This window comes from Pseudomonas sp. B611 (genome assembly GCF_055407965.1).
Window position 1 is genome coordinate 835,675 of sequence record NZ_JBUZST010000001.1, and the last position, 22,520, is coordinate 858,194.

A 22,520-nucleotide genomic window follows, 5' to 3' on the forward strand; every position below is an offset into this window, starting at 1 on the left:
TCGATGCGACGCGTCTGGCATAGGGCTTGCCCCGTGCAACCGTTAGTTTTCTTGTACGCCAGTGGCGATCAAAGAAACTTCCCACACAAAGCATTTCCCTCATAGCTCTGCATGATCGGCCCCAGAAACATGAAAGGACCGCATGCATATAGGTAAGACGGAGGCGGACGTGACTGGCAAACCGGCAGTTGCAGCGGCAGTGGCAACCCAACCCAAAGCGTCATGCCGCACCATTCGCGCTCAGCTTCTTTCGCGGTTGAATCCCGCTGATCTGAAACAGCCTCGTGTTTTTCATCAGGAAGTGAAAGCTGCGCACCGACACAGCCGGTCAGGCAAGCGATCAGTGCGCAGGTGATTAGAGTTTTTTCCATTTCAAACCGACTTGGGGGAATGTTTCAACGTTCTCAATATTGTCGTTTACCGGCGTCACGATTTCAGCCGCCGTGATCTGCCTCGGGGCAGACGCTACTCCGGCGTCAACTCCAACACCCGACTTCTCCCACCCTCAGCCACCAAATAAGTCCCGCGCCCGCTCGGCACAATCGACTGGGGGGCTTTGAGGAACGACAAAATGGTCTGCTGGCGCCCCTGCTTATCGATCAGCAACAACCGCGCCCGATGCGTGGCATCCTCATTGATCCACAGCCCGCGCTCGTCGCACATCAGGAAGGTCGGCTGGTTCAAATTGCTCAGCACCACCGGGTCGCTGCCGTCGGCGGTCAGCTCGCGCACCACGCCCTTTTGCTTCTCGTTGTAGAGCAGGCGCCCGTCCGTGCAGCGCACGATGGCTTCACCTTCCTGCACCTGGTCGCGCAACACGGTCAGCGACTGGTCGCTCCAGCGGTAACGCAGCAGGCGGCCGGCCGGCTTGCGATCCTCGATGGCGTAGAGGTCGTCGCCCTCAACCCACAGGCCTTGCACGCTGTCACCCTTGAACAGTTTGGTGACCACGCCGTCCTTGTAGAAGCTGACGGGTAAGCCGTCTGACTCCTGGCTGAACACCCAACCGCCACGGGTTGGCACCATGCCGTCGGGTTTTGACAGGTTGGCCACCACCACCTCACGCGAGCCGTCGGGGAGGATGCGCACGATGCTGCCCTTGCCCTTGTCGAGTTCCTGGCTGACCACCAGCGAACCATCCGACAACGGCATCAGCGATGCCGCTTTCGCCACGTCGCGATGTACCACTTGCACGCTCCAACCGGTCGCCGCACTTACGGGGTAGAAGCTTTGCCAGGCGAAGAAACCGAGGGCGGCGATCACCGGAGCGCCTACGAGGCACGCCGCGAGGCGCCAGAAACGCAATGGGTTTTTGTTATTGGATGGGGTGGTCATTGATCGCTCAGTCGATTGGATTCGGCATGCAGACTACGCAGGTGAGGGTGTTTTTTAAATGCGCGTAGGCCTGTTGCCGTTACATTCGTACGATAATGTTCGGCAAATCGACCTCACTGGCCCATCCTCGTGATCATCAACTTCGATCTCAACGACCTCCAAGCCTTCCGCGCTGTGGTAGACAAAGGCAGTTTTCGCGGCGCCGCCGAGGCCATCCGTATTTCGCAGCCAGCCCTCAGCCGGCGCATCGAAAAGCTGGAGTCCGCCCTCGACGTCAAGCTGTTCGAGCGCACCACGCGGCGAGTCAGCCTGACCATGGTCGGTCGCGCGTTCCTGCCGCAGGTGGAGCGCATGCTCGACGACCTCGACATCGCGCTGATGGGCATCAGCAACGTGGCCTCCACGCGCATGGGTAATGTCACCATCGCCTGTGTGCCGTCTACCGCGTACTACTTCATGCCCCACGTGATTTCCGAATTCCACAAGCTGTATCCGAAGATTCGCCTGCGGGTGCTGGATGCCAGTGCCGGTGAGGTGTGCAATGCGGTGGAAAGTGGCGAGGCGGATTTTGGCGTGAGTTTCAGCGGCAGCCTGGCCGACGAAGTGGAGTTCGAGTTGCTGTTGCAGGAGCGCTACGTGCTGGCCTGTCGTCGCGATCACCCGTTGGCCGGGCGCGAGAGCGTGCCTTGGGCCGAAGCCTACGAGCACGACTACATCACCGTGGACAAGACCTCCGGCAACCGTTTCCTGCTGGACCAGGCGCTGCGTGGCGTGCGGGTGAAAAAGCCGAGCATCTGCGAGACGCACCACGTGACCACCATGATCGGGCTGGTGGAGGCAGGGTTGGGGGTGGCGATGGTGCCATCGATTGCGATGCCGGCGAACGAACACCCGATTCTGGTCAGTGTGCCGCTGGTGGAGCCGCAGGTGATGCGCAATGTGGGCTTGATCAAGCGCCGCGGGCGGACATTGCCACCGGCGGCGCTGGAGTTGGAGCGGTTGGTGCGGGAGATGCCGTTTCGTTCAGCGTGACACCGAGTCCAGGCCGGTGGCTTGCACCACCGGTTGCGCCGCGGGCGAGGCGAGGAATTGCAGCAGCGCCTTGGCTTCGGCCGGGTGTTCGGCGTTGACCGGAATACCCGCCGCAAAACGCGTCACGGACTGCACGTCTTCCGGGATTTTGCCGACGTAAGTCACCCCCGGCACCGGTAACAATTCCGCGACCTGTTGCAGACCGACTTCGTAGTCCCCCTTGGCTACCACGGAGGCCACCGGGATGCGTTCGATCATGTTGCCCTTGGCCGGCATGCCGAGTTTGTGGAACAACTCCTTCTCCACATATACGCCGCTGGCACTGTCCGAATACGCCACGGACTTGGCCTGGCTCAGCACGGCCTTAAGCTCGGCATCGGTGCTGATTGCCGGTTTGGCCGCGCCGGCCTTCACCACCAGGCCGATGCGCGAGTCCGCCAGTTCCACGCGGGATGCCTTGTCAACCTTGCCCTGCTTGATCAACTCATCGAGGGCATAGCCGACCATGATCACCACGTCCGCATGTTCGCCACGGGCCAGGCGGTTGGGAATCGCTTCCGGCGCCTTGCCCATCGACGGGCCGAGGATGGTGTCCAGGGTGTCGCCACTCTGCTGGGCATATTGCGGGCCCAGCAGTTTATAGGCAGCGGTGAAGCCGCCAGAGGTCATCACCTTGAGCTCTTCGGCCTGGGCCGTCAGCGCCAATGCGCCGAGAGCCAGGGCCGTCAGGGTGTTCAGCAGCGGCTTCATTACGCAGCCTCCTGCATCACCTGCCCGCGTGTGTTGGCGCGGCGATACAGAGCCAGGGTCGAACACAGGGCGCAGGCCGCCGCGAACATCATCCAGTAGGCCGGCGAGGCTTTGTCTTCGGTGATGTGGATGAACCAGGTGGAGATCGCCGGGGTGAACCCGCCGAAGATCGCGGTCGCCAGGCTATAGGCCAGGGAGAAGCCCGCCACGCGCACTTCCACTGGCATGATCTCGGTGAGGGCCGGGATCATCGCACCGTTGTACATGCCATAGAGGAAGGAGAACCACAGCAGGGTTTCCAGCATATGGGCAAAGCTGGGCGAGTTGACCACGTAGGACAGTGCCGGATAAGCCGTCAGAACGGTCAGCGTCGTCATGGCGATCAGCACCGGCTTGCGGCCGAAACGGTCGCTCAGGGTGCCGCCGATGGGCAGCCAGACAAAGTTCGACACGGCCACCAGCAAGGTCACCAGCAGCGCGTCTGAGGTGCTCAGTTGCAGCACGGTCTTGCCGAAGGTCGGCGCGTACACGGTGATCAGGTAGAACGCGGTGGTGGTCATCGCCACCATCAGCATGCCGCCGATGACCACGGTCCAGTTCGTCACCAGGGTGGCCAGCACTTCGCGCATGGTCGGGCGGTGTTTGCGGTTGGCGAACTCTTCGGTTTCCTGCAGGTTGCGTCGCAGCACAAAGATGAACGGGATGATCACACAACCGACGGCAAACGGAATACGCCAGCCCCAATCGGCCACCACGGCAGGTTCCATCCACACGTTCAGGCCATAACCCAGCGCGGCGGCAACCACGATGGAGATCTGTTGGCTGCCCGACTGCCAGCTGGTGTAGAAGCCTTTGCGGCCCGGGGTGGCCATTTCTGCCAGGTACACCGACACACCGCCCAGTTCCGCACCGGCCGAGAAGCCTTGCAGCAAGCGGCCCAGCAGCACCAGCAACGGTGCCCACAAGCCAATGGTGTGATAACCCGGCACCAGCACGATCAGCAGCGTACCGCTGGCCATGATCGACAGGGTCACGATCAACCCTTTACGGCGGCCGACGTCATCGATGTAGGCACCCAGAATGATCGCGCCCAGCGGACGCATCAGGAAGCCCGCGCCGAACACGGCGAAGGTCATCATTAATGACGCAAACTCATTAGCGGCGGGGAAGAACGCGGCAGCGATGTAGGTGGCGTAGAAACCGAACAGGAAGAAGTCGAACTGTTCGAGGAAGTTGCCCGAAGTAACGCGAAATACCGCGCCAACTTTCGAGCGGGCAGCGTCGGGCCTGGTAGGGCTAGTCATGGTTTTGTGTCTCCAGCGTTCTTTTTAAAGTGCTTGTTTCGCCTAAGACTTAGGATAGTGGCTGACACATTTAGAAATGATAAGTGACAAATTTGGATGGATTGATGCGTGTTGGCTATCAATTGGTGAGCCCGTCGAAAATGCCGGCGCTGTTCTATGCTTGAAGGTGCGACCCATTCTTAAGGACAGGAGATGGACATGACTGACGAACAGAAACCACGGGAAGCGCCAAAGGGTGAGCAACCCCGGCGACGTGAGGAAGAAAAGCCACAGACCTGGAAGCATCCAGATGACGGCACAGAGCTTTCCGAGAGGGATCAGGAGCGGCCGCTCAAGCCCTGATCCGTCAGACGCTGAAGATCAAATGTGGGAGTGGGCTTGTGTGGGAGCGGGCTTGCTCGCGAATGCGGTGGGGCAGATGCAAATTCGCTGACTGACACGCCGCCTTCGCGAGCAAGCCCGCTCCCACATTGGTCCAATACTCAGCCCGAAATCGGCGTGCACAACTCAACCAGCGTCCCATCCGGGCAACGCACATAAGACACCACCTGCCCCCAAGGCTTGGCGCTCGGCGCCGACAGCTCCGTTGCGCCCTGCGCAAGAGCCTTAGCATGGGCGACAAGCACATCTTCGGTGACAAACCCCACTTCCATCCCCAAGGGTTGTTTGGACGCATGCGCCTGCACATGCCCACCCTGGAAATTCATCTCGCCCAATTCATGCGCGGCAAACGAAAGGGTGGTCTCACCGGTTTCCAGCTCACCGTACGTCCCCGACTCATGCAGGAAACGGCGACTGAAACCGAAGGCCTTTTCGAAGAACTCCAGGGAGGCGGCCACGTCGGGCACGTAGATGATGGTGTAGGCAAATTTCATGATTCAGCGGTCCTTGCTCAAAGAATGACTGTACGTTGGATTATGAGACCAGCAGCGCAATGGGAAACCCCGAGGCCAGCACCAGGAAAGCGACCAGCGCCGCCAGGCACAAACCGACAAACACCCGCAGCAACGTCCTCACCGTGGGGTGTGCGACAAACCGGACAATCCATAGGCAGAACCCGGCCACGACAATGGCCAAGGCGAGAATAACCAGCACGATGGTGTTCCTGCGACCCTGGAAAGCTGATTTATAGTCCCAAAGCCTGCCGATGAACAGTGTGCACATAGACGCAGCCCCACGGGCTTTCTAAACTGCGGCTTGTCTTGGGGAAGGGGCAGGCGCCGATGAATCGCAATGAATTACGCAAGGCCGACATCAACCTGATGGTGGTCTTCGAAGCACTGATGCTGGAGCGCAACGTCACGCGGGTTGCCGAAAAACTATTTCTCGGCCAGCCCACCATCAGTTCGGCCCTCAACCGCCTGCGTACATTATTCAACGACCCGCTGTTCATTCGCGTCGGCCACCGCATGGAACCCACGGCGCGCGCCGAGGAAATCATCCAGCACCTGTCGCCAGCCCTGGATTCGCTGTCGTCGGCCTTGAGCCTGACCCACGACTTCGACCCGTCCATCAGCACCATGACCTTTCGCATCGGCCTGTCCGATGATGTCGAGTTTGGCCTGTTGCCACCGTTGCTGCGCAGCTTGCGCCGGGAAGCGCCGAACGTGGTGTTCGTGGTGCAGCACGTGGACTACTGGCGCATTCCCGACCTGCTCGCGTCCGGCGACATCACCGTGGGCATCACCCAGACCCGTGGCCTGCCGGCGAATGCCAAACGCAAGCTGTTGCGCCATATTCTCCCGCGCATCCTGCGTGCCGATGCGTCCGACACACCGTTGACCCTCGATGAATATTGCTCACGCCCTCATGTGCTGGTGTCCCACACCGCCAACGTGTCGGGGTTTGCCGATGAGTGGCTGGCGGAAATCGGCCGCAAGCGCCAGGTGGTGTTGTCGGTGCCGCAATACAGCGCATTGCCGGCACTGCTGGCCGGTACCGATCTGATCGCCAGCCTGCCGGACTACACCGCCGAGGCCATGGCCGTGTCGGGCCACCTGTTTTGTGAGCCGTTCCCGTTCGAAACGCCGACCCTGGATTTGTCCATGGTCTGGCTCAGTCATGTGGACACCGACCCGGCCGAGCGCTGGGTGCGCTCACGGCTGGAAGCGTTTATGAGTGACCGAGGGCAGGCAAGCCAAGCCTGAGGGTTTTATCCGTGATATATCTAGGAATCTTCCTACGTTTGTCTCGGAGCCACCCATGCCACACCTGCACCTGGAATACACCGCCAACCTGACAGGCCTTGCCGTTGAGAAAACCCTGTTGCGGCTCAATAACGTGCTGATGGTGTCTGGCCAGTTCGGGTCCGAATTCGATATCAAAAGTCGAGCGGTCAAGGTTGAGACGTTCCAGGTGGGCACGTCCCTCGATCCACGCGGCTTTGTCGCGGTGAAGTTGTCACTGCTCAGCGGTCGCTCACCGCAGGTCAAGAAGCAGTTGTCGGAAAGCCTGCTGGCAGCCTTGCAGGATCTGGGCGACTGGCCAGAGGGTATCCAGGTTCAGCTGAGTGTCCTGCTAGTAGACATGGATCGCGATTCCTACAGCAAAGTCGCCATCGGCTGATGGACTACAACAAGCCCTGATCCGCGCACACCTTCACCACCTGCTCACGAAACCAGGTATTGGCACTGTCCTGTTCGCTGGTTTCATTCCACTGCATATCCAGGGTGAACCCCGGCAAGCCGTTGGGCGCTTCGCAATGGCCAAACACACTGGCCGGTGCCAGCAGTTTTTGCACGCGGCGCGGCAGGGTCACGATGAAGTCGGTGCCGGTGATCATCTTCAGCGCCGCGCCGTAGCTGTTGGCGCGGGCGATCACCTGGCGCTTGTGGGCCTGGCGCCCCAGCCAGCCGTCGATCATGTTGGTGTCGGAGGTCCACGGCGTGGGGAACACATGGCGCCGTTCGACGAAGGATTGCAGGCTGAACGCGGGCTCCCTCGGCGCTGAGCGCTTGTCGAACACACACACCAGGTCGTCTTCCAGCAGCATCTGCGTCTTGAAGTCTTTGTGGGCGCGATGAAAGTTCGGGCCGAAGCAGATCACCAGGTCCAGGCGGCCTTCGCGCAGGTCGTCAGCGGGGATGTCCGTCTCCAGCTTCTGCACATTGACGATCACCGGCAGGTCGGCACGGTCGAAGGTCTTCAGCAGGCGCGGCAGGATCAACTGTTCGAAGTATTCCGGCGCGCACACATTGAAGGTCACCGCCTTTTGCGTCGGATCGAACGCCTGGCCACCGGCGTGGCACAGGTTGATGCTTTCGAGGATCTTCTGTACATGGCCGTACATGCTGGTGGCCTTGTACGTCGGACGCATGCCCGCCCGCGTGTTGATAAACAGCTCATCTTCAAAACTGGTGCGCAGTTTCTTCAGGCTGTAGCTCACGGTGGACTGGCTGACGAACAACGTTTCGGACACGTCGGTAACGCTGCTCTGGTCGTAGACGGCGATAAACACCATCAGGTCCTGCATATCGAGCTTTCTGAGCAAGTTACTGTTTAACATCGGTTTCGTCCGTAAACCCGTTGTACCGAACTCAGTACAAGACAGCGCAAAAGCTTAACGGAACGGCCGTACCATTAGAAAGCTCTGTAGGTCGTTTCTATGTTTGGCGTGGGACAAATACTGTTAGCAACACGACGTCAGCGGATATGCCGCGCGTAATGCTTGGGATTGAAGCGCGTGACGATCAGCAGCATCACCACGACCACCGCCGTTAGCGACCACCAGGCCCATTCGAAGCTGCCCAACTGGTCACGGATCATCCCCGCGATCAGCGGTGACAAGCCCGCAATCAGGTAGCCGATGCCTTGTACAAAGGCCGTCAGGCCACCGGCGCGGCGCGGGTTGTCGAGGTGATCGAGGGACAGGATCAGGCTCATCGGGAACAGACCGCCAATGCCCAGGCCCAGCAGGCAAGGCCACAACAGGCTGAGGTGTTGTGGGCTGAGGATCAGGCCGCAGAAGCCGAGGATGATCAGCACTAGCAGCACCGCGACCACCCCGCGTTTATCCTGGCGCCGGTTGGCGATGGCCGGGGTGACCAAGCCGGAGACCACTTCCATTGCGGTCAAAAAACCCAGCAACAAACCGGCGCTCTGTTCACTCCAGCCTTGCTCCACGTAGTACGGCGCCAACCAGGCGAGTACGCAGGTGTAGGACGCCGTACCAAGACCAAAAAAGATCGCCAGCAGCCAGGCGCGACGGTTGCCGAAAAACGATTCCTGCCGGGTGGAACCGGCCGGCACCAACGGCGGCAAAGCCGAGCGCTGCGCATACCAGAACACCAGCGCCAACCCGGCGAGCACCGCCCACACCGCCAGGCCGATACGCCAACTGCCGGTCTGCACCTGCACAAACGGCGCGAACGACGCCGCCAACGCCGCGCCGCCCATGATGGCGGTGACGTACAACCCCATGAACAGTGAAACGTTGTCGCTGAACCGCGACTTGATCAGCGCCGGCATCAACGCCTGGATCAAGGCAATCCCGACCCCGGCGGCAATCGCACTGACGATCAACTCGAGTGCCGAATCCAGAAACAACCGCGACAGCGTCGCCACGCCAATCACCAACAGTGACAGCACAATGCTGCGGTGCTCACCAAGGCGCCTGGCCACGCCCATGCCGAAAAACATCGCCAGCCCCATGGCCATCACCGGCAACATGGTCAGCAACGCGGCGCTGCTGAAACTCAGCGGCACGTCGCCGCGAATCGACGACAACAACGGGCCCACGGCCGCCATCGACGGACGCAGGTTAAGGGCGACCAGCACCACGCTGATCATCAGCCAAACGGCGGTGGTGGGTTTTGCCTGAACGTTTTCCATGGGCCTGCCTTGAATGAGCGAGGGCGAATCAGGCCATGGGTGGGGCAGGGGGGCAAATGAGAAAGTCGCAGGCGCTATCTAAAAAATGCGGGTGACTGACACACCACCTCTCTAAATGTGGAAACTGGCTTATGTGGGAGCGGGCTTGCTCGCGAATGCGGAGTGTCAGCCGACACATCTGTGGCTGATCCACCGCATTCGCGAGCAAGCCCGCTCCCACAAAAGCCCGCTCCCACAGGGGAGCTTCGGTGTCAGACGGATCTGATCACATGCTTGACCTCCTGAAACGCCGCCAACCCCCACGGCCCCAGCTCGCGGCCGATGCTGCTCTGCTTGTAGCCGCCCCACGCCGTCTGCGGGAAGATCACCTGCGGCGCGTTGATCCACACCAGCCCGGCCTGCAAGGCATTGGCCACGCGCTCGGCGGTGTCGGCATTGGCGCTGACCACGCTGGCCACCAGGCCGAAATCGCTGTCGTTGGCCAAGGCAACAGCCTCGTCCTCAGTGGCAAAACGTCTGACACACAACACCGGGCCGAAGATCTCTTCGTTCCACAACGCACTGTCCAGCGGTACATCGGTAAAAACCGTCGGCCGAATGAAAAAGCCTTTCTCCAACCCCTCAGGACGCTCACCGCCACACAGCAACCGCGCGCCATCCTCGATGCCACGCCTGATATGCCCGAGCACCCGCTGGTACTGCACGCGGTTGATCAGCGCGCCCATTTCCACGTCGTCGCTAAACGGATCAGCCACGCGGATGCCTTCAGCGCGCAGCTGTAAGCGGCGTAGGAATTCGTCGGCCAAATTGTCAGCTACCAGCACACGACTGGTCGCCGAACAGATCTGCCCGGCGTTGAAAAATCCACCGCCACACGCCAGCTCCACGGCCAGGTCGAGGTCGGCATCCGCCAGCACCAGTAGCGACGATTTACCGCCCAATTCCAGGCTCACGCCCTTGATGGTTTCGGCCGCGCGTTGCATCACCTGCACGCCCACCGCGTTGCTGCCGGTGAAGGAAATCTTCGCCACCCGAGGGTCCGCCGCCAGCGGTGCGCCCACTGCCAAGCCTGTGCCGCACACCAGGTTGAACACGCCCGCCGGCAAGCCCGCCTCAGCGATGATCCGCGCCAGTTGCAGCTCGGCCAGCGGCGTGACTTCCGACGGTTTGAGCACCACGCAGCAACCCGCGGCAAGGGCCGGAGCGAGTTTCCAGGCGGTGGTCACCATCGGGAAATTCCACGGCACGATCAGCCCGACCACGCCGCAAGGTTCACGGCGCAGGCGTGCGCTGAAATCGGTGCTGGGCAGCTCGACCGGGCTGTCCTGGCCAGCGTCCAGCGCTTCGGCGATGCCGGCGTAGTATTCGAACGTGGCGATCACGTCATCCACATCGATGCCCGCCTCGAACAGCGGCTTGCCGTTGTTGCTCGACTGCAAGTGCATCAGCTGTTCACGCTGCGCGCCCACGCCCTCGGCGATCTTGCGCAACAGCGCGGCGCGATCACGGCCGGTGCTTTTTGACCAGTCGGCAAAGGCTGCGCTGGCGGCATCCACCGCCAGTGTCACCGCCGCGGCGTCGCCCACGCTGACGTGCGCCAGCAGCGCTTCGGTGGCCGGGTTGATCACCTCCAACACCGGGCTGCCTTCACGCCACTCACCGTTGATATACACACCGTTCATTGCGCCACCGCCTGCATCCAAAGTGTCTGGTCGATTTCAATCAGCGTCGGCCCCTGGCGGTCCGTCGCGGCGCGCAGGGCGCTGCGCAAATGTTCGATGCCGTGGATGCGTTCGGCGGCGCAACCGAGTGCCTTGGCCACGCCGATAAAGTCCGGGGTGTAGATGTCCACGCCGACCGGTTCGATCGCGCGGTTGACCATGTATTTCTTGATCTCTTCGTAGCCCTGGTTATTCCACAGCAGCACGATGATCGGCGTGCGTGCCTCCACGGCGCTGGCCAGTTCCGGCAGGGTGAATTGCAGGCCGCCGTCGCCGATCAGGCACACCACCGGTTGCCCGTCGCCACGCCCCAGCCACGCGCCGATGGCGGCGGGCAATGCATAGCCCAGGGTGCCGTAGCCGGTGGACGAGTTGAACCAGCGGCGCGGGTGGTCGAGGTTCAGCGTGAGGTTGGCGCTGTATACCGGTTGCGTGGAGTCGCCGACGATGACGGCGGCGGGCAGTTCTTGCAGGACGGTGTCGAGGAACAGGGTTTGTGCGCGGGTGGCGGCGTCCCAGGTGGGCGCCAGTTCGGCCCACAGTTGGGCGACGCGGTGCGCGCCCCAATCTGCATCACGCGCAGGCAGCGGCTGGCGGTTCAATTCGCTGAGCAGCGCCTCGGCAGCGATCTGCGCGTCGGCCACCAGCGCCACCTGCGGCGGGTAGTTGCGCACGGTCTGGTCGGCGTCGATATCAATGCGCAGCAAGGCGCCGGGGATCTTGAAGCCGCCGGCGAAGGTGACGTCATAGTCGGTCTCGGCCAGCTCGGTGCCGATGGCCAGCACCACGTCCGCTTCGGCCACCAGGGCGCGAGTGGCGACCAGGGTTTGGGTTGAGCCGATCAGCAGCGGATGCGTTGAAGGCAGCAGGCCTTTGGCGTTGATGGTCAGCGCGACCGGCGCGCCCAGCGCTTCTGCAAGCTGGGCCAACTCGGGCGCCGCATCGATGGCGCCGCCACCGGCCAGAATCAATGGCCGCTTGGCCGCCGCCAGCAACTGGCTCATCTGCTTCACCGCCGCCGGCGCGGCCCCTGCGCGCGCCACGCTGACCGGCTCGCTGCCCAGCAGGGCATCGGCGTTTTCCACCAGCACATCCAGCGGAATCTCGATATGCACCGGTCGCGGCCGCCCGGCCTGGAACAATGCGAACGCCCGCGCCAGCACGCCGGGCAACTCCGCTGCCGACATCAAGGTATGGGAGAACGCGGCGACACCGGCCATCATCGCGCCCTGGTTCGGCAGCTCATGCAACTTGCCACGCCCGCCGCCCAATTGGCTGCGCGATTGCACGCTGGAAATCACCAGCATCGGGATCGAGTCGGCATAGGCCTGGCCCATGGCCGTGGTGATATTGGTCATGCCCGGGCCGGTGATGATGAAACACACACCGGGCTTGCCGCTGGTGCGCGCGTAGCCGTCGGCCATAAAACCGGCGCCCTGTTCGTGGCGCGGGGTGACGTGACGGATGCCCGAGCGGGCCAGGCCGCGATACAACTCCACGGTGTGCACGCCGGGGATGCCAAACACCTGGTCCACGCCGTAGCCTTCGAGGAGGTTGACCAATACTTCGCCGCAGGTCGCCATTGAGGTCGCTCTTGTTATGGATTCGAGGCGGTATTGGAGCGGCTGGCCGGTAGCGGCAACAATCGATAAAAAGTCATACTAGCCATGTCCTCACGTCATGGCTGCGCCCCAATGAAACGTCTTCCGCCGCTGCCCGCGCTGCACACCTTTTGGGTGACCGCCCAGTGCTGCAACTTCACCCGCGCCGCCGAGCAATTGCACATCACCCAAGGTGCGGTGAGCCGGCAGATCGCCGGGCTGGAAAGTCATTTGGGTTATGCGCTGTTCCAACGCCAGGCGCGCGGCTTGAGCCTCACCGATGAAGGCCGTGAATGGTCACTGCGCGCGCAGCAGGTATTCGGCCTGATCGGTGACGCCGTGGAGCAGATCGGCCGCCGTCGCCAGACCCTGCAACTCAAGGCGTCCACCTGCGTGATGCGCTGGCTGCTGCCGCGCCTGATGCAATGGCAAAAAGAACGCCCGGACGTGCCGGTGGAACTCACCACCACCGTGGCTTACAGCGTGGACTTTCGCCGCGAACAATTCGATGCGGCGCTGATCTACGCGCCCATCGCCGAGCAACCACCCGAGGCGCGGCATTTATTCGATGAGCAACTTACACCGGTCTGCGCGCCCGCGCTGCTGGGCGACTTGCAGCGCCCGCTGGATTTGCAGCAACAGGTGCTGTTGCACCCTACGCGAGACGAGCGGGATTGGGCGCTGTGGCTGAAAGCCGCGAACACACACTTGAGCAACCTGGCCCAGGGGCATCATTTTGAAACCCTGGATCTGGCAATGACGGTAGCGTCCCAAGGCTCCGGCGTGGCGATAGGCGACAGTGCGCTGATTGGCGAGGATGTGAAGGCGGGGCGGTTGGTGATGCCGTTTGAGTTGAGGGTGCCGACGGGGATGGGGTATTTCCTGGTATATCCGCCGGAGACGGTGCCGTCGGAGGGGCTTGAGGCTTTAATGAATTGGTTGGTCAGCCAGGCACAATCTGCACAACACTGAGAATCCAAATGTGGGAGCGGGCTTGCTCGCGAATGCGGTGGGTCAGTTGGAACATCTTTGACTGACACACCGCTTTCGCGAGCAAGCCCGCTCCCACAGTTTTGATCCGGTTGTGTCAGTAGCCCACGGTGAAACGTTGGCGCGAGTGTTTTGGCGATTCAACTTCATCGATCAACGCAATGGCGTAGTCGGAGAAGCTGATCCAGCTTCTGCCTTTACTGCTGATGAGCAGGTGGTCCTGGCCTAAGCGGAAGTCCTCTGTACGCACATCTTCAACGAACTCTGCTGACGGCGACAGGAATGACCAATCCAACTCTTTCTCGTGACGCAACTTGTCTAGGAACGCGCTGCCTGCACTTGCCTCGGCACGATATTCCTCGGGGAATCCAGCGCTGTCGATGACGCGCTCGCCGGTCGACAGCAACAAAGATCCTGCACCACCGACTACCAGCAAGCGCTTCACACCGGCTTTTTTCACCGGACCGATTACGGCCTCGGCTGGCACGGTCGCAAAATGTGCAGCACTGATCACTACATCACTTCCATTGACAGCCTGTTGCAGTTCGTCAGCGTTCAAGGCATCAGCCTGCTTGACTGTCACACCAGGTTTCGCGTCGATGGATTCAATATTGCGTGCGATCGCCACAACGGTATGCCCACGACGCAGCGCTTCTTCCAGCAGTTGGCTACCGGCACGGCCGGTGGCACCAATGATTGCAATCTTGCTCATGACGTTCTCCAGTTCGATAGGGTTTTGAAACCATTCACCACTTCATTTCGCCCTTGGCGACTTTGGCGCTGAGCTCCAGCGAGCTTTCGTCGGCGAGGGTCGGGTAACGCTTTTTCATGGCCGCGATCAGGGCAGCGGAATCCTTGGCCTTGGCGGTCTCGATATCGAAGGCCTTGATGTAGTCGGCGGTAAAGGCCACCGATTGCAGCGTCGGTGTGCCGAGGTAGTGGCCCGGGATCACTGTCTGCGGTTTCAGCTGTTGGATGCGTTGCAGTGTCGCCAGCCAGTCTTTATGGGACTGCGCGCTCTGGGTGTCGGCCATCCACAGGTGGATGTTCTCGGCGACGACCACGCCACCGACCACGGCCTTGATCGACGGAATCCACACAAAGCTGCGGTCCGGCTGCGGGCCGTCGAGGCCGATGACCTCCAGTTGCTGGCCTTCCAGGCTCAGGCTGCGGCCTGGCAGCACGTCCGGCACGATGGTTTTAGCCGGCTTGTCGGCGCCCATTTTCGGCCCCCAGAATTCCAGCTTGCCGGCCACCGTGGCCTTGATGTGATCGACCACCGGTTGCGGCGCCAGCACCTTGGCGTCGGGGAACGCTGCGGTGAGGGTGTCGAGGCCGAAGTAGTAGTCCGGGTCTCCGTGGCTGATGTAGATGGTGGTCAGGTGCTTGCCGCTGGCGCGGATCTTCTGCACCAGCTGTTCGGCCTGGGCCTTGCCGAATTGCGCGTCCACCAGGATCGCGTCTTTCGCGCCGCTGACCAGCACCGAGCTGACCGGGAAGATTGCGGCTTCGCCTGGGTTATACACGTCGAGGGTCAGGTCGGCCGCGGCCGCATGGGCGACGAAGGCCAGGGCGGCGGTGGCTAGGGTAAAGCGCTTGAGGGTGGACAGCATCGGGCAGCTCCAGCAGTCGATTCAAAGGATGCACAGAGCTTAGTTGCACCAAACGCAACTAAAAATGCGATGCTGGGACATAGTTTGTTTCTAAAATCGGGCAAATCATGGATCGTCTTCAAGCAATGCGCGTGTTTGTCACCGTGGTGGACCTGGGCAGCCAGTCCGCCGCCGCCGACCATCTGGACCTGTCGCGCCCGGTGGTCTCGCGCTACCTGGCGGAGCTGGAAGACTGGGTCGGCGCACGCCTGCTGCATCGCACCACGCGCAAGCTCAGCCTGACCGCCGCCGGCAGCGAAACCCTGCCGCGTTGCCGGCAACTGCTGGAGCTGAGTTGCGACATGCAGGCCGCCGTCAGCGAACCCGACGACGCGCCCCGTGGCCTGTTGCGCCTGAGCGTCAGCACCTCGTTCGGCCAGGCGCAGTTGGCCGACGTCATCGCCGAATACGTCCAGCGCTACCCGCTGGTGACGGTGGACATGCAAATGCTCGACCGCACGGTGAACCTGGTGGATGAGCGGATCGACCTGGCCATTCGCACCAGTACGGACCTGGACCCCAACCTGATCGCCCGGCGCTTGACCGTCTGTCGCTCCGTGGTGTGCGCCAGCCCCGCGTACCTACTGGAGCATCCGGCGCCGCAGAAAGTCGAAGACCTCGCGCGGCATAACTGCCTCACCCATTCCTACTTCGGCAAAAGCCTGTGGCATTTCGAGGAGGGCGGTGAGCACGTGTCGGTGCCGGTGCACGGCAATATCACCGCCAACGAGGCCAGTACCCTGTTGCGCGTGACGCTGGCCGGTGCCGGTATTGGCATGCTGCCCAGCTATCAGGCGGGCGATCACATCCGCCGTGGCGAACTGGTGCGCCTGCTGCCCGAGGCCGAGCCCCGGCAGATGAACATCTACGCGGTGTACGCCTCGCGCAAGCACATGCCGTCGGCGTTGCGCAGCTTGTTGGATTTTCTGGTCGTGAGGTTTCCGCAGGAGCCAGCATGGGACGTCGGTTTGTAGGCTGATATAAACCGGTTGAATGTCGCCCAATAATGGCAACTCGCCGCGGCTGGCCTATGCTTTAAACAGCACCTTGTAGTCCCGCTCAGAGGTCTGTGCCATGAGCATCAAAACCAGAAAGTACCTGATGATTTTCTCCCTCTGCGCGCTTGCCAGCGCGCTGTACGGCACTGCCGCCTACCGCGTCGAGCAAACCCGCATGCAGCCGAGCTTTGCGATCAGCTGTCATCAGGACCAATGTGTTCCGCATACCGGCAGTTTCAGCGCGTTGCGCTAAGTCCGGCCTGCTGGAAATTTAATGTGGGAGCGGGCTTGTGTGGGAGCGGGCTTGCTCGCGAATGCGGTGGTTCAGTCGACTCATCGGGTGGCTGACACACCGTATTCGCGAGCAAGCCCGCTCCCACACAAGCCCATACCCACATAAAATTCGTTTCCACCTTTCTAGCTCTGTGTTGCTTCGGCCTTCAGCTGCTCACGAAACGCCTTCGGCGAAAACCCCACCCGTCGACGAAACAACCGCGAGAAGTTCGTCGGGTCGGAGAACCCCAGCACCTCGGACATTTCATTGATGCTCATGCTGGTGTAAGTCAGCAGGCGCTTGGCCTCCAGCAACTGGCGGTCATGCATGATCTGCAACGCCGGTTGCCCACCCAATTCCCGACATGTGCCGTTCAGGTGTGAGACCGAGATCCCCAGCTTGTGGGCCAGGTCCTCAATCTTCGGATGCTCGCGGTAATGCTGCTCCACCAGCTGGGTAAACCGCCGAAAATACTCGCGCCCGCGCGGCGCCCGTGGGTGACGGCGCTGGATCGCCTGGCGGCTGATCCACACCAGCAGCACGCTGACCAGGGCGTGCATCATCATGTCCCGCGCCGGTTGTTCATCGGCGTATTCGTCCTGCAGGCGGGCGAACTGGTGGTTGAGGTAATCGCTGTCCTTGCCTGCCGGATAATTTCCCAAGGCCTGCAGGCCATCTACCGTGCCCCCCAGTTGCGCCTGCAAGTGGCTGACGAGCGGCGCCGCCAGTGTTACCACGTAGCCCTCGACATCTTCGGCAAACCGAAACCCATGCACGCACAGCGGCGGCAGCACCTGCAGTGTCGCCTCGTTGATCGTGGTGCGTTGGCCTTCGATTTCCAGGTGCGCCTGGCCTTTGTGCACGTACAACAATTGGCACAGATCCGCGTGCCGGTGGGGTTGGATTTCCCACTGGTATTCCCGACTGCGCCGGGAAATGGTTTCGCAGTGCAACAAATCGGGGGTCGGCCATTGCTGGTCCTCCCCGTAAAGCTTGAAGACCGGAATCGCGGTTTTGGTCATGGTTTCAATCCGATACCCAGGAGAGTGGTGCGGTAATCGCCCCGATTGGCAAAAAGCGCAGGCTTTGGCTCAGTTTTCACCTTCTTATGCCGGTGACTCAAGTGAAAAATGTCAGCCACACGACCAATGACAACTCTTTCACTCAATCCGTTCGGGTGGAATGCACAGGCGATAAGAATAATGAAAACCCTGACAACTCAAGTCGCCATTATTGGCGCCGGTCCTTCAGGATTGTTGCTCGGCCAGCTGCTGCATAACGCCGGTATCCAGACCCTGATCCTGGAACGCCAAAGCGCCGATTATGTACAAGGCCGCATCCGTGCCGGGGTGCTGGAGCAAGGCATGGTCGATCTGTTGCGCGAAGCCGGTGTGAGCCAGCGCATGGACCGTGAAGGGCTGGTGCACGATGGTTTTGAACTGGCCCTGAACGGCCAGCTCACCCACATCGACCTCAAGGCATTGACCGGCGGCCAGTCGGTGATGATCTACGGCCAGACCGAAGTCACCCGCGACCTGATGCACGCCCGCGCCGAAGCAGGCGCCAGCACCCTCTATGAAGCGCGCAACGTGCAGCCCCATGATGTGAAAAGTGATCGGCCATGGCTTACCTTCGAACATCAGGGCGAAGCCTTTCGCCTGGAGTGCGACTACATCGCCGGTTGCGATGGATTCCACGGCGTTGCCCGTCAGTCGATTCCGCAAGAATCACGGAAAATATTCGAGCGTGTGTACCCCTTCGGTTGGCTCGGCATCCTCGCCGACACCCCGCCCGTGCATGCCGAGCTGGTGTACGCCAAGCACGCGCGTGGCTTTGCCCTGTGCAGCATGCGTTCGCCGACCCGCAGCCGCTATTACCTGCAAGTGCCGGTGGAGGAGCCGTTGGATGAATGGTCAGACGCACGCTTCTGGGATGAGCTGAAAACCCGCCTGCCTGGCGAATTGGCCGCAAAACTGGTGACCGGACCGTCCATCGAGAAAAGCATCGCGCCCTTGCGCAGCTTTGTCGTGGAACCGATGCAGTACGGGCGCCTGTTCCTGCTCGGCGATGCGGCGCACATCGTGCCGCCCACCGGGGCCAAGGGCTTGAACCTGGCCGCGAGTGACGTGAGCACCTTGTACCGCATTTTGCTCAAAGTGTATGGCGAGGGGCGTGTGGATCTCTTGGCGAAATACTCGGCAATCTGCCTGCGGCGGGTGTGGAAGGCGGAGCGGTTTTCCTGGTGGATGACTTCGATGTTGCATCAGTTTCCTGAGGCGGATGGGTTTAGCCAACGGATTGCAGAGAGTGAGCTGGAGTACTTCATTCATTCCGAAGCGGGGCGTAGGACCATTGCCGAGAATTATGTGGGACTTCCCTACGAAGCCATCGAATAACGAACACCACAATATCCGACTGTAGGAACTGGCTTATGTGGGAGCGGGCTTGCTCGCGAATGCGGTGGATCAATCGAAATATCTTTGACTGATCCACCGCATTCGCGAGCAAGCCCGCTCCCACAGTTTTTGACTGCATTTTATCCTCAGGGGCTGTAGTAACCCACCGCCACCATGTAATGCCCACTCTTGCGCAAGTACGCATGCTTATTCTCCACCTTGCCAGTCACCGGATTCTTCCAGCGGTACTTGTATTCCCCCTGGTCCTGCTCGCTCATCAGCTTGAGGATCGGTTCGCCCACCGGCTTGCCGTCGGGGTCCTTGATCTTGCTGAAGTCGGTGTTGATCAGCCGCAGGTTGGTGCCATGGGCCACGTAGCGCCCGGTGTTGAGATCGACCACAAACACATACAGGTCATCCTGCAGGAAACCGCCCTGCAATGAATTGATCGCCTTGAGTGTGCCGGCCTCGTCCTTGACCAGTGCGTCTACCGCCTTGTTGCGCAGCGCCCGCGCCTGTTCCGGGGTGGCCCGTGGCAGGTAGTAACCCACCGCGAGGATGCGTTCGCCGACGCGCTGGTAGAACACATGCTTGTGCTCGACCTTGCCGTCGTTCCAGTTCTGCCAACGGTAGTCGGCCTGCTGGATGCCTTGGCCTTCGGGCACCTTGAGTGCGTCCTTGAACGACTGGCGCAGATCCGGCCCGAGCACTTCGCTGACGTCGCGACCGATCAAGGCGGAAGAGGGCCCGCCGCTGGCCAGCAGCACGCCCTGGGTATCGACCACGAACACGTAGCGGTCCTGGTCGATGAATTCGCCCTGGCGACTGAAGGCGGCGAAGGCCTTGTCGCCCTGGGTCTGGTAATACGCCAAGGCTTTTTCCAGCAAAGCCTTGGCGGCTTGCGCGTCCGCTTCCTCAACGGTTGCGGCGTGTACCTGGCTGCAACACAACAGCAGCAGCCAGGTGATGCGCAGCATTGCCTTCATGGTCCGTCCCTCGTTCTTGTCTGTGTGCCAAGAGCGTAGACGGTCGTTGCCGATTCAGAAGGGTTTGGTGGGCAGGTACTTGCTATCCAGGGCCTTGAGGGTGGAGCCGTAGACCTGCAGCATTTCGTAGAAACGGTACATCAGCGCGATCATTGAAATCGTGCGCCATACCGCGCTGGCCACAGTCCTGCCCAGCGCGATTGCCACGGCCCATTCGGGTTTGCACGCAGTGGCGATCAGCCCTGCGTTGCCGCAGCGCACGGCGTTTGTCGAATTGATCAAGGCGAAGCCGAATGTTTAGCCAAACTGCAACCAAACTCCGTCAACCCTGAATTTATCCAACTATCCGCGCGTGTGACGCTGCGGGCATCGACCTCACTGTGATCCCCCATGGACGGTTCCCGCGACACGCTTCCCGAGCTGGCTTTCTGGGCACTGTTCCATTGCCGGCACGCGCGCCCACCAGACGCCGTTCTCCTACGTTGATCCGCCCCCCGTAGGGCGTGCACCTGCGCGCCTGCCTGACGCACACGTATGAGAATTCCCATGAGTGTTTTTGCCTGCCTGCACGAAGCCCACACCTTTCTTGCGCAACACCCGGACATCGAGATGTTCGAGCTGTTTATCCTCGACAACAACGGCGTGCCACGGGGCAAGTTGCTGCACCGCGATGAGCTGTTGGCGGTGTACGAAAGCGGCCGGCCGTTGCCCAGCACCATCCTCGGCCTGACCATCAATGGCGATGACGTGGAAAACTCCGGGCTGGTCTGGGACGTCGGCGATATCGACTGCCGCGCCTACCCGATCAGCGGCAGTCTGCAGCGTATGCCGTGGCGGCTGATACCGACGGCGGCGGTGCAAGTCAGTATGCATCCGACAGAAGGGTTGCCCGCCACCGTGGCCGATCCCCGGCATTTGCTGGCCAAGGTGATCGACGGGCTCAAGGCCGACGGTTATTACCCGGTGATGGCGGCCGAGCTGGAGTTCTACCTGCTGGACCAGAAGCCCGACAGCGATGGCCGCCCGCAACCGGCGCGGGACGTGGACGGCGGGCGCCCGCGCTCCACCCAGGTCTACGGCCTGCGTGAGCTGGAGCAGATCGAACCGTTCCTCGCCGACCTCTATAGCGCCTGCAAACTGCAAGGCATCCCGGCGCGCACGGCGATTTCCGAATACGCCCCGGGCCAGGTGGAAATCACCCTGGAGCACCGCACCGACGCCCTGCAAGCGATGGACGAAGCCGTGCGCTACAAGCGCCTGGTCAAGGGCGTGGCGCACAAACACGGGATGACCGCTTGCTTCATGGCCAAACCGTTCGACGACCTGGCCGGCACCGGCATGCACATGCACGTCAGCCTGGCGGACGCCGCGGGCCGCAACCTGTTCGCCAGCGAGGCCGCCGATGGCACGCCGCTGCTGCGCCAGGCGGTGGGCGGCATGCTCAGCACCTTGCTCGACTCGCTGCTGTTGTTTTGCCCCAACGCCAACTCCTATCGGCGCTTCCAGACCAACAGCTACGCGCCGCTGGCCGCCACCTGGGGCGTGGACAACCGCACCGTCAGCCTGCGCGTGCCCGGCGGCCCGGCCAACTCCCGGCACATCGAACACCGCATCTGCGGCGCCGACGCCAACCCCTACCTGGCCGCCGCCGCGATCCTCGCCGGCATCCATCGCGGCATCCGCGAACAGCGCGACCCCGGCGCGCCGGTGGAAGGCAACGGTTACGCCCAGGCCAAGGAATTGTTGCCCACCGACTGGTTGACCACCTTGCGCGCGCTGGAAGGTTCCAGCTGGGCGCGGGACGCGTTTGGCAGCGAGTTCCTCAACGTGTACCTCGCGGTAAAACGCGCCGAGTACCGCCAGTTCATGGGCGAGGTCGGCGAGCAGGATTGGCGCTGGTATCTGCATCAAGCCTGAACGGGTTGGCGGCAGTGAGGGCTTCGACCTTTTTTTCACGTTGCAGTGGTTAAGCTGCGGCATAAGGTCGTTCACTACCGTTTCATTCATATGGGCCCGTGATGTCGTCACAACCTCCATCCTCCATCGAGATCGAATACGCCGAGCGCTGTGACCGTGAGCACGCGCGGGTCTGCGGCGACACGCGTCCGCCTGGCCTGTTGCAGCGCCTGACGGCATGGCGTGATGAACGGTTGGTGCGCCACGCGCTCAAGGTGGCGGGCGAGCCGGGGTTGATCCTTGATCTGGCCTGCGGCTCCGGGCGCTTCTGGCCGGTGTTGGCCGAGCACGTCAACCGGGTGATCCTGGCCTCGGACAATTCCCAGGACATGCTCGACCACGCCCGCACCCACCATCCGGCGGCGCTGCTCAAGCGGATCAAGACGTTCCAGGGCTCGGCGTTTTCCATCGGCTTGTCGGCGAATGCGGTGGACTGCATTTTCTGCCTGGAACTGTTTCGCCATGTGCCCAGCAGCGAAGGGCGCCTGGCCTTGCTGCGCGAGTTTCATCGGGTCAGCCGCGACACGGTGATCGTCTCGGTCAATTCGGCCGTGGCCGTGGAAGACGAATTTCGCCAGGCCGGTTTCAGCGTGCTCAATCATCAGGAATTCATGCCCGGCTCCAAGCTGTGGCGGGTCTACGTGCTGCGTAAGAGAGGATAACTACCGCCTGTCGGACTATTCTTTCGTCTCTTG

The 22,520-nt window shown here is 61.6% G+C and carries 24 protein-coding genes and 2 pseudogenes; 11 read left to right on the top strand and 15 right to left on the bottom strand.

Translation table 11 applies throughout. The annotated features are described in order from the left end of the window. Positions 1-68: 68 nt before the first annotated feature. Complete coding sequence (locus tag ACZRMO_RS03970) at positions 69-371, bottom strand: hypothetical protein (RefSeq protein ID WP_463971963.1); 303 nt, start codon at positions 369-371, stop codon at positions 69-71. A 94-nt stretch (positions 372-465) separates the two neighbouring features. Continuing rightward, positions 466-1,335: an SMP-30/gluconolactonase/LRE family protein gene (locus tag ACZRMO_RS03975; RefSeq protein WP_463971964.1), complete on the bottom strand. Its 870-nt coding sequence runs from the start codon at positions 1,333-1,335 to the stop codon at positions 466-468. Between the two features lie 129 nt (positions 1,336-1,464). Here ACZRMO_RS03975 and ACZRMO_RS03980 point away from each other — a divergent pair, with 129 nt between their 5' ends. Next, positions 1,465-2,367, top strand: coding sequence for a LysR family transcriptional regulator (locus ACZRMO_RS03980; protein WP_017736319.1), 903 nt, complete (start codon positions 1,465-1,467; stop codon positions 2,365-2,367). On the opposite strand, the gene ACZRMO_RS03985 is transcribed toward ACZRMO_RS03980, so the two are convergent. Both ACZRMO_RS03985 and tcuC read right to left on the bottom strand, forming a co-directional pair. Continuing rightward, a complete protein-coding gene (locus ACZRMO_RS03985; RefSeq protein WP_463971965.1) occupies positions 2,359-3,117 on the bottom strand; it encodes a substrate-binding domain-containing protein in 759 nt (252 codons plus the stop codon). The genes ACZRMO_RS03980 and ACZRMO_RS03985 overlap by 9 nt on opposite strands. Further along, on the bottom strand, positions 3,117-4,421 hold the full coding sequence (gene tcuC / locus ACZRMO_RS03990; protein ID WP_463971966.1) for a tricarballylate/proton symporter TcuC: 1,305 nt from the start codon (positions 4,419-4,421) through the stop codon (positions 3,117-3,119). Before tcuC ends, ACZRMO_RS03985 begins: the two co-directional genes overlap by 1 nt. Positions 4,422-4,619: 198 nt before the next feature. Here tcuC and ACZRMO_RS03995 point away from each other — a divergent pair, with 198 nt between their 5' ends. Further along, a complete protein-coding gene (locus ACZRMO_RS03995; protein WP_177414022.1) occupies positions 4,620-4,763 on the top strand; it encodes a hypothetical protein in 144 nt (47 codons plus the stop codon). A 140-nt stretch (positions 4,764-4,903) separates the two neighbouring features. On the opposite strand, the gene ACZRMO_RS04000 is transcribed toward ACZRMO_RS03995, so the two are convergent. Both ACZRMO_RS04000 and ACZRMO_RS04005 read right to left on the bottom strand, forming a co-directional pair. Further along, a complete protein-coding gene (locus ACZRMO_RS04000) occupies positions 4,904-5,296 on the bottom strand; it encodes a VOC family protein (protein ID WP_463971967.1) in 393 nt (130 codons plus the stop codon). Positions 5,297-5,336: 40 nt separating this feature from the next. After that, positions 5,337-5,516 carry a hypothetical protein gene (locus ACZRMO_RS04005; RefSeq protein ID WP_463971968.1) on the bottom strand — a complete coding sequence of 60 codons (180 nt, stop codon included), beginning with the start codon at positions 5,514-5,516 and terminating at the stop codon, positions 5,337-5,339. A gap of 128 nt (positions 5,517-5,644) precedes the next feature. Between ACZRMO_RS04005 and ACZRMO_RS04010 the strand changes: the two genes are divergently transcribed. Continuing rightward, positions 5,645-6,568, top strand: coding sequence for a LysR substrate-binding domain-containing protein (locus ACZRMO_RS04010; protein WP_463971969.1), 924 nt, complete (start codon positions 5,645-5,647; stop codon positions 6,566-6,568). Between the two features lie 55 nt (positions 6,569-6,623). Then, complete coding sequence (locus ACZRMO_RS04015) at positions 6,624-6,986, top strand: 5-carboxymethyl-2-hydroxymuconate Delta-isomerase (protein ID WP_017736313.1); 363 nt, start codon at positions 6,624-6,626, stop codon at positions 6,984-6,986. Between the two features lie 4 nt (positions 6,987-6,990). Here the strand turns inward: ACZRMO_RS04015 and ACZRMO_RS04020 are convergent, their stop codons facing one another. From ACZRMO_RS04020 to ACZRMO_RS04035, 4 genes are all read right to left on the bottom strand, one after another. Next, complete coding sequence (locus ACZRMO_RS04020) at positions 6,991-7,926, bottom strand: LysR family transcriptional regulator (RefSeq protein WP_032864824.1); 936 nt, start codon at positions 7,924-7,926, stop codon at positions 6,991-6,993. 137 nt (positions 7,927-8,063) lie between these two features. Further along, a complete protein-coding gene (locus ACZRMO_RS04025) occupies positions 8,064-9,251 on the bottom strand; it encodes a cyanate transporter (protein ID WP_463971970.1) in 1,188 nt (395 codons plus the stop codon). A 251-nt stretch (positions 9,252-9,502) separates the two neighbouring features. Then, positions 9,503-10,933, bottom strand: coding sequence for an aldehyde dehydrogenase family protein (locus ACZRMO_RS04030; RefSeq protein WP_463971971.1), 1,431 nt, complete (start codon positions 10,931-10,933; stop codon positions 9,503-9,505). Next, positions 10,930-12,555: a 5-guanidino-2-oxopentanoate decarboxylase gene (locus tag ACZRMO_RS04035; protein ID WP_463971972.1), complete on the bottom strand. Its 1,626-nt coding sequence runs from the start codon at positions 12,553-12,555 to the stop codon at positions 10,930-10,932. Before ACZRMO_RS04035 ends, ACZRMO_RS04030 begins: the two co-directional genes overlap by 4 nt. Before the next feature lie 111 nt (positions 12,556-12,666). On the opposite strand from ACZRMO_RS04035, the gene ACZRMO_RS04040 reads away from it, so the two are divergent. After that, entirely contained in the window at positions 12,667-13,545 is an 879-nt protein-coding gene (locus tag ACZRMO_RS04040) for a LysR substrate-binding domain-containing protein (protein WP_463971973.1), read from the top strand. A gap of 115 nt (positions 13,546-13,660) precedes the next feature. On the opposite strand, the gene ACZRMO_RS04045 is transcribed toward ACZRMO_RS04040, so the two are convergent. Together ACZRMO_RS04045 and ACZRMO_RS04050 are read right to left on the bottom strand one after the other, a co-directional pair. After that, a complete protein-coding gene (locus tag ACZRMO_RS04045) occupies positions 13,661-14,275 on the bottom strand; it encodes an NAD(P)-dependent oxidoreductase (protein WP_463971974.1) in 615 nt (204 codons plus the stop codon). Between the two features lie 34 nt (positions 14,276-14,309). Then, positions 14,310-15,176, bottom strand: a complete 867-nt coding sequence (locus tag ACZRMO_RS04050) for an MBL fold metallo-hydrolase (protein WP_463971975.1) — start codon at positions 15,174-15,176, stop codon at positions 14,310-14,312. 107 nt (positions 15,177-15,283) lie between these two features. On the opposite strand from ACZRMO_RS04050, the gene ACZRMO_RS04055 reads away from it, so the two are divergent. Both ACZRMO_RS04055 and ACZRMO_RS04060 read left to right on the top strand, forming a co-directional pair. Continuing rightward, complete coding sequence (locus ACZRMO_RS04055) at positions 15,284-16,189, top strand: LysR family transcriptional regulator (RefSeq protein ID WP_463971976.1); 906 nt, start codon at positions 15,284-15,286, stop codon at positions 16,187-16,189. A 100-nt stretch (positions 16,190-16,289) separates the two neighbouring features. Continuing rightward, entirely contained in the window at positions 16,290-16,466 is a 177-nt protein-coding gene (locus ACZRMO_RS04060) for a hypothetical protein (protein WP_463971977.1), read from the top strand. A gap of 164 nt (positions 16,467-16,630) precedes the next feature. On the opposite strand, the gene ACZRMO_RS04065 is transcribed toward ACZRMO_RS04060, so the two are convergent. After that, complete coding sequence (locus tag ACZRMO_RS04065) at positions 16,631-17,509, bottom strand: helix-turn-helix domain-containing protein (RefSeq protein WP_463971978.1); 879 nt, start codon at positions 17,507-17,509, stop codon at positions 16,631-16,633. Between the two features lie 180 nt (positions 17,510-17,689). Between ACZRMO_RS04065 and pobA the strand changes: the two genes are divergently transcribed. Further along, positions 17,690-18,883 (top strand): 4-hydroxybenzoate 3-monooxygenase, encoded by a 1,194-nt coding sequence (gene pobA / locus ACZRMO_RS04070; RefSeq protein ID WP_463971979.1) that lies wholly within the window; start codon positions 17,690-17,692, stop codon positions 18,881-18,883. A 146-nt stretch (positions 18,884-19,029) separates the two neighbouring features. Here pobA and ACZRMO_RS04075 read toward each other — a convergent pair whose 3' ends face one another. Together ACZRMO_RS04075 and ACZRMO_RS04080 are read right to left on the bottom strand one after the other, a co-directional pair. Next, positions 19,030-19,869, bottom strand: coding sequence for a cache domain-containing protein (locus ACZRMO_RS04075; protein ID WP_463971980.1), 840 nt, complete (start codon positions 19,867-19,869; stop codon positions 19,030-19,032). A 54-nt stretch (positions 19,870-19,923) separates the two neighbouring features. Further along, positions 19,924-20,010 (bottom strand): annotated as a pseudogene (locus tag ACZRMO_RS04080) (cyanase); the annotation flags it as partial. On the opposite strand from ACZRMO_RS04080, the pseudogene ACZRMO_RS04085 reads away from it, so the two are divergent. The 3 genes and pseudogenes from ACZRMO_RS04085 to ACZRMO_RS04095 form a co-directional block, all read left to right on the top strand. After that, positions 20,009-20,170, top strand: a pseudogene (locus tag ACZRMO_RS04085) (transcriptional regulator CynR); the annotation flags it as partial. The pseudogenes ACZRMO_RS04080 and ACZRMO_RS04085 sit on opposite strands and share 2 nt — an antisense overlap. Positions 20,171-20,415: 245 nt before the next feature. Then, complete coding sequence (locus ACZRMO_RS04090; RefSeq protein WP_463971981.1) at positions 20,416-21,786, top strand: glutamine synthetase family protein; 1,371 nt, start codon at positions 20,416-20,418, stop codon at positions 21,784-21,786. A gap of 101 nt (positions 21,787-21,887) precedes the next feature. Then, positions 21,888-22,487 (top strand): class I SAM-dependent methyltransferase, encoded by a 600-nt coding sequence (locus tag ACZRMO_RS04095; protein ID WP_124528006.1) that lies wholly within the window; start codon positions 21,888-21,890, stop codon positions 22,485-22,487. Positions 22,488-22,520 lie beyond the last annotated feature (33 nt).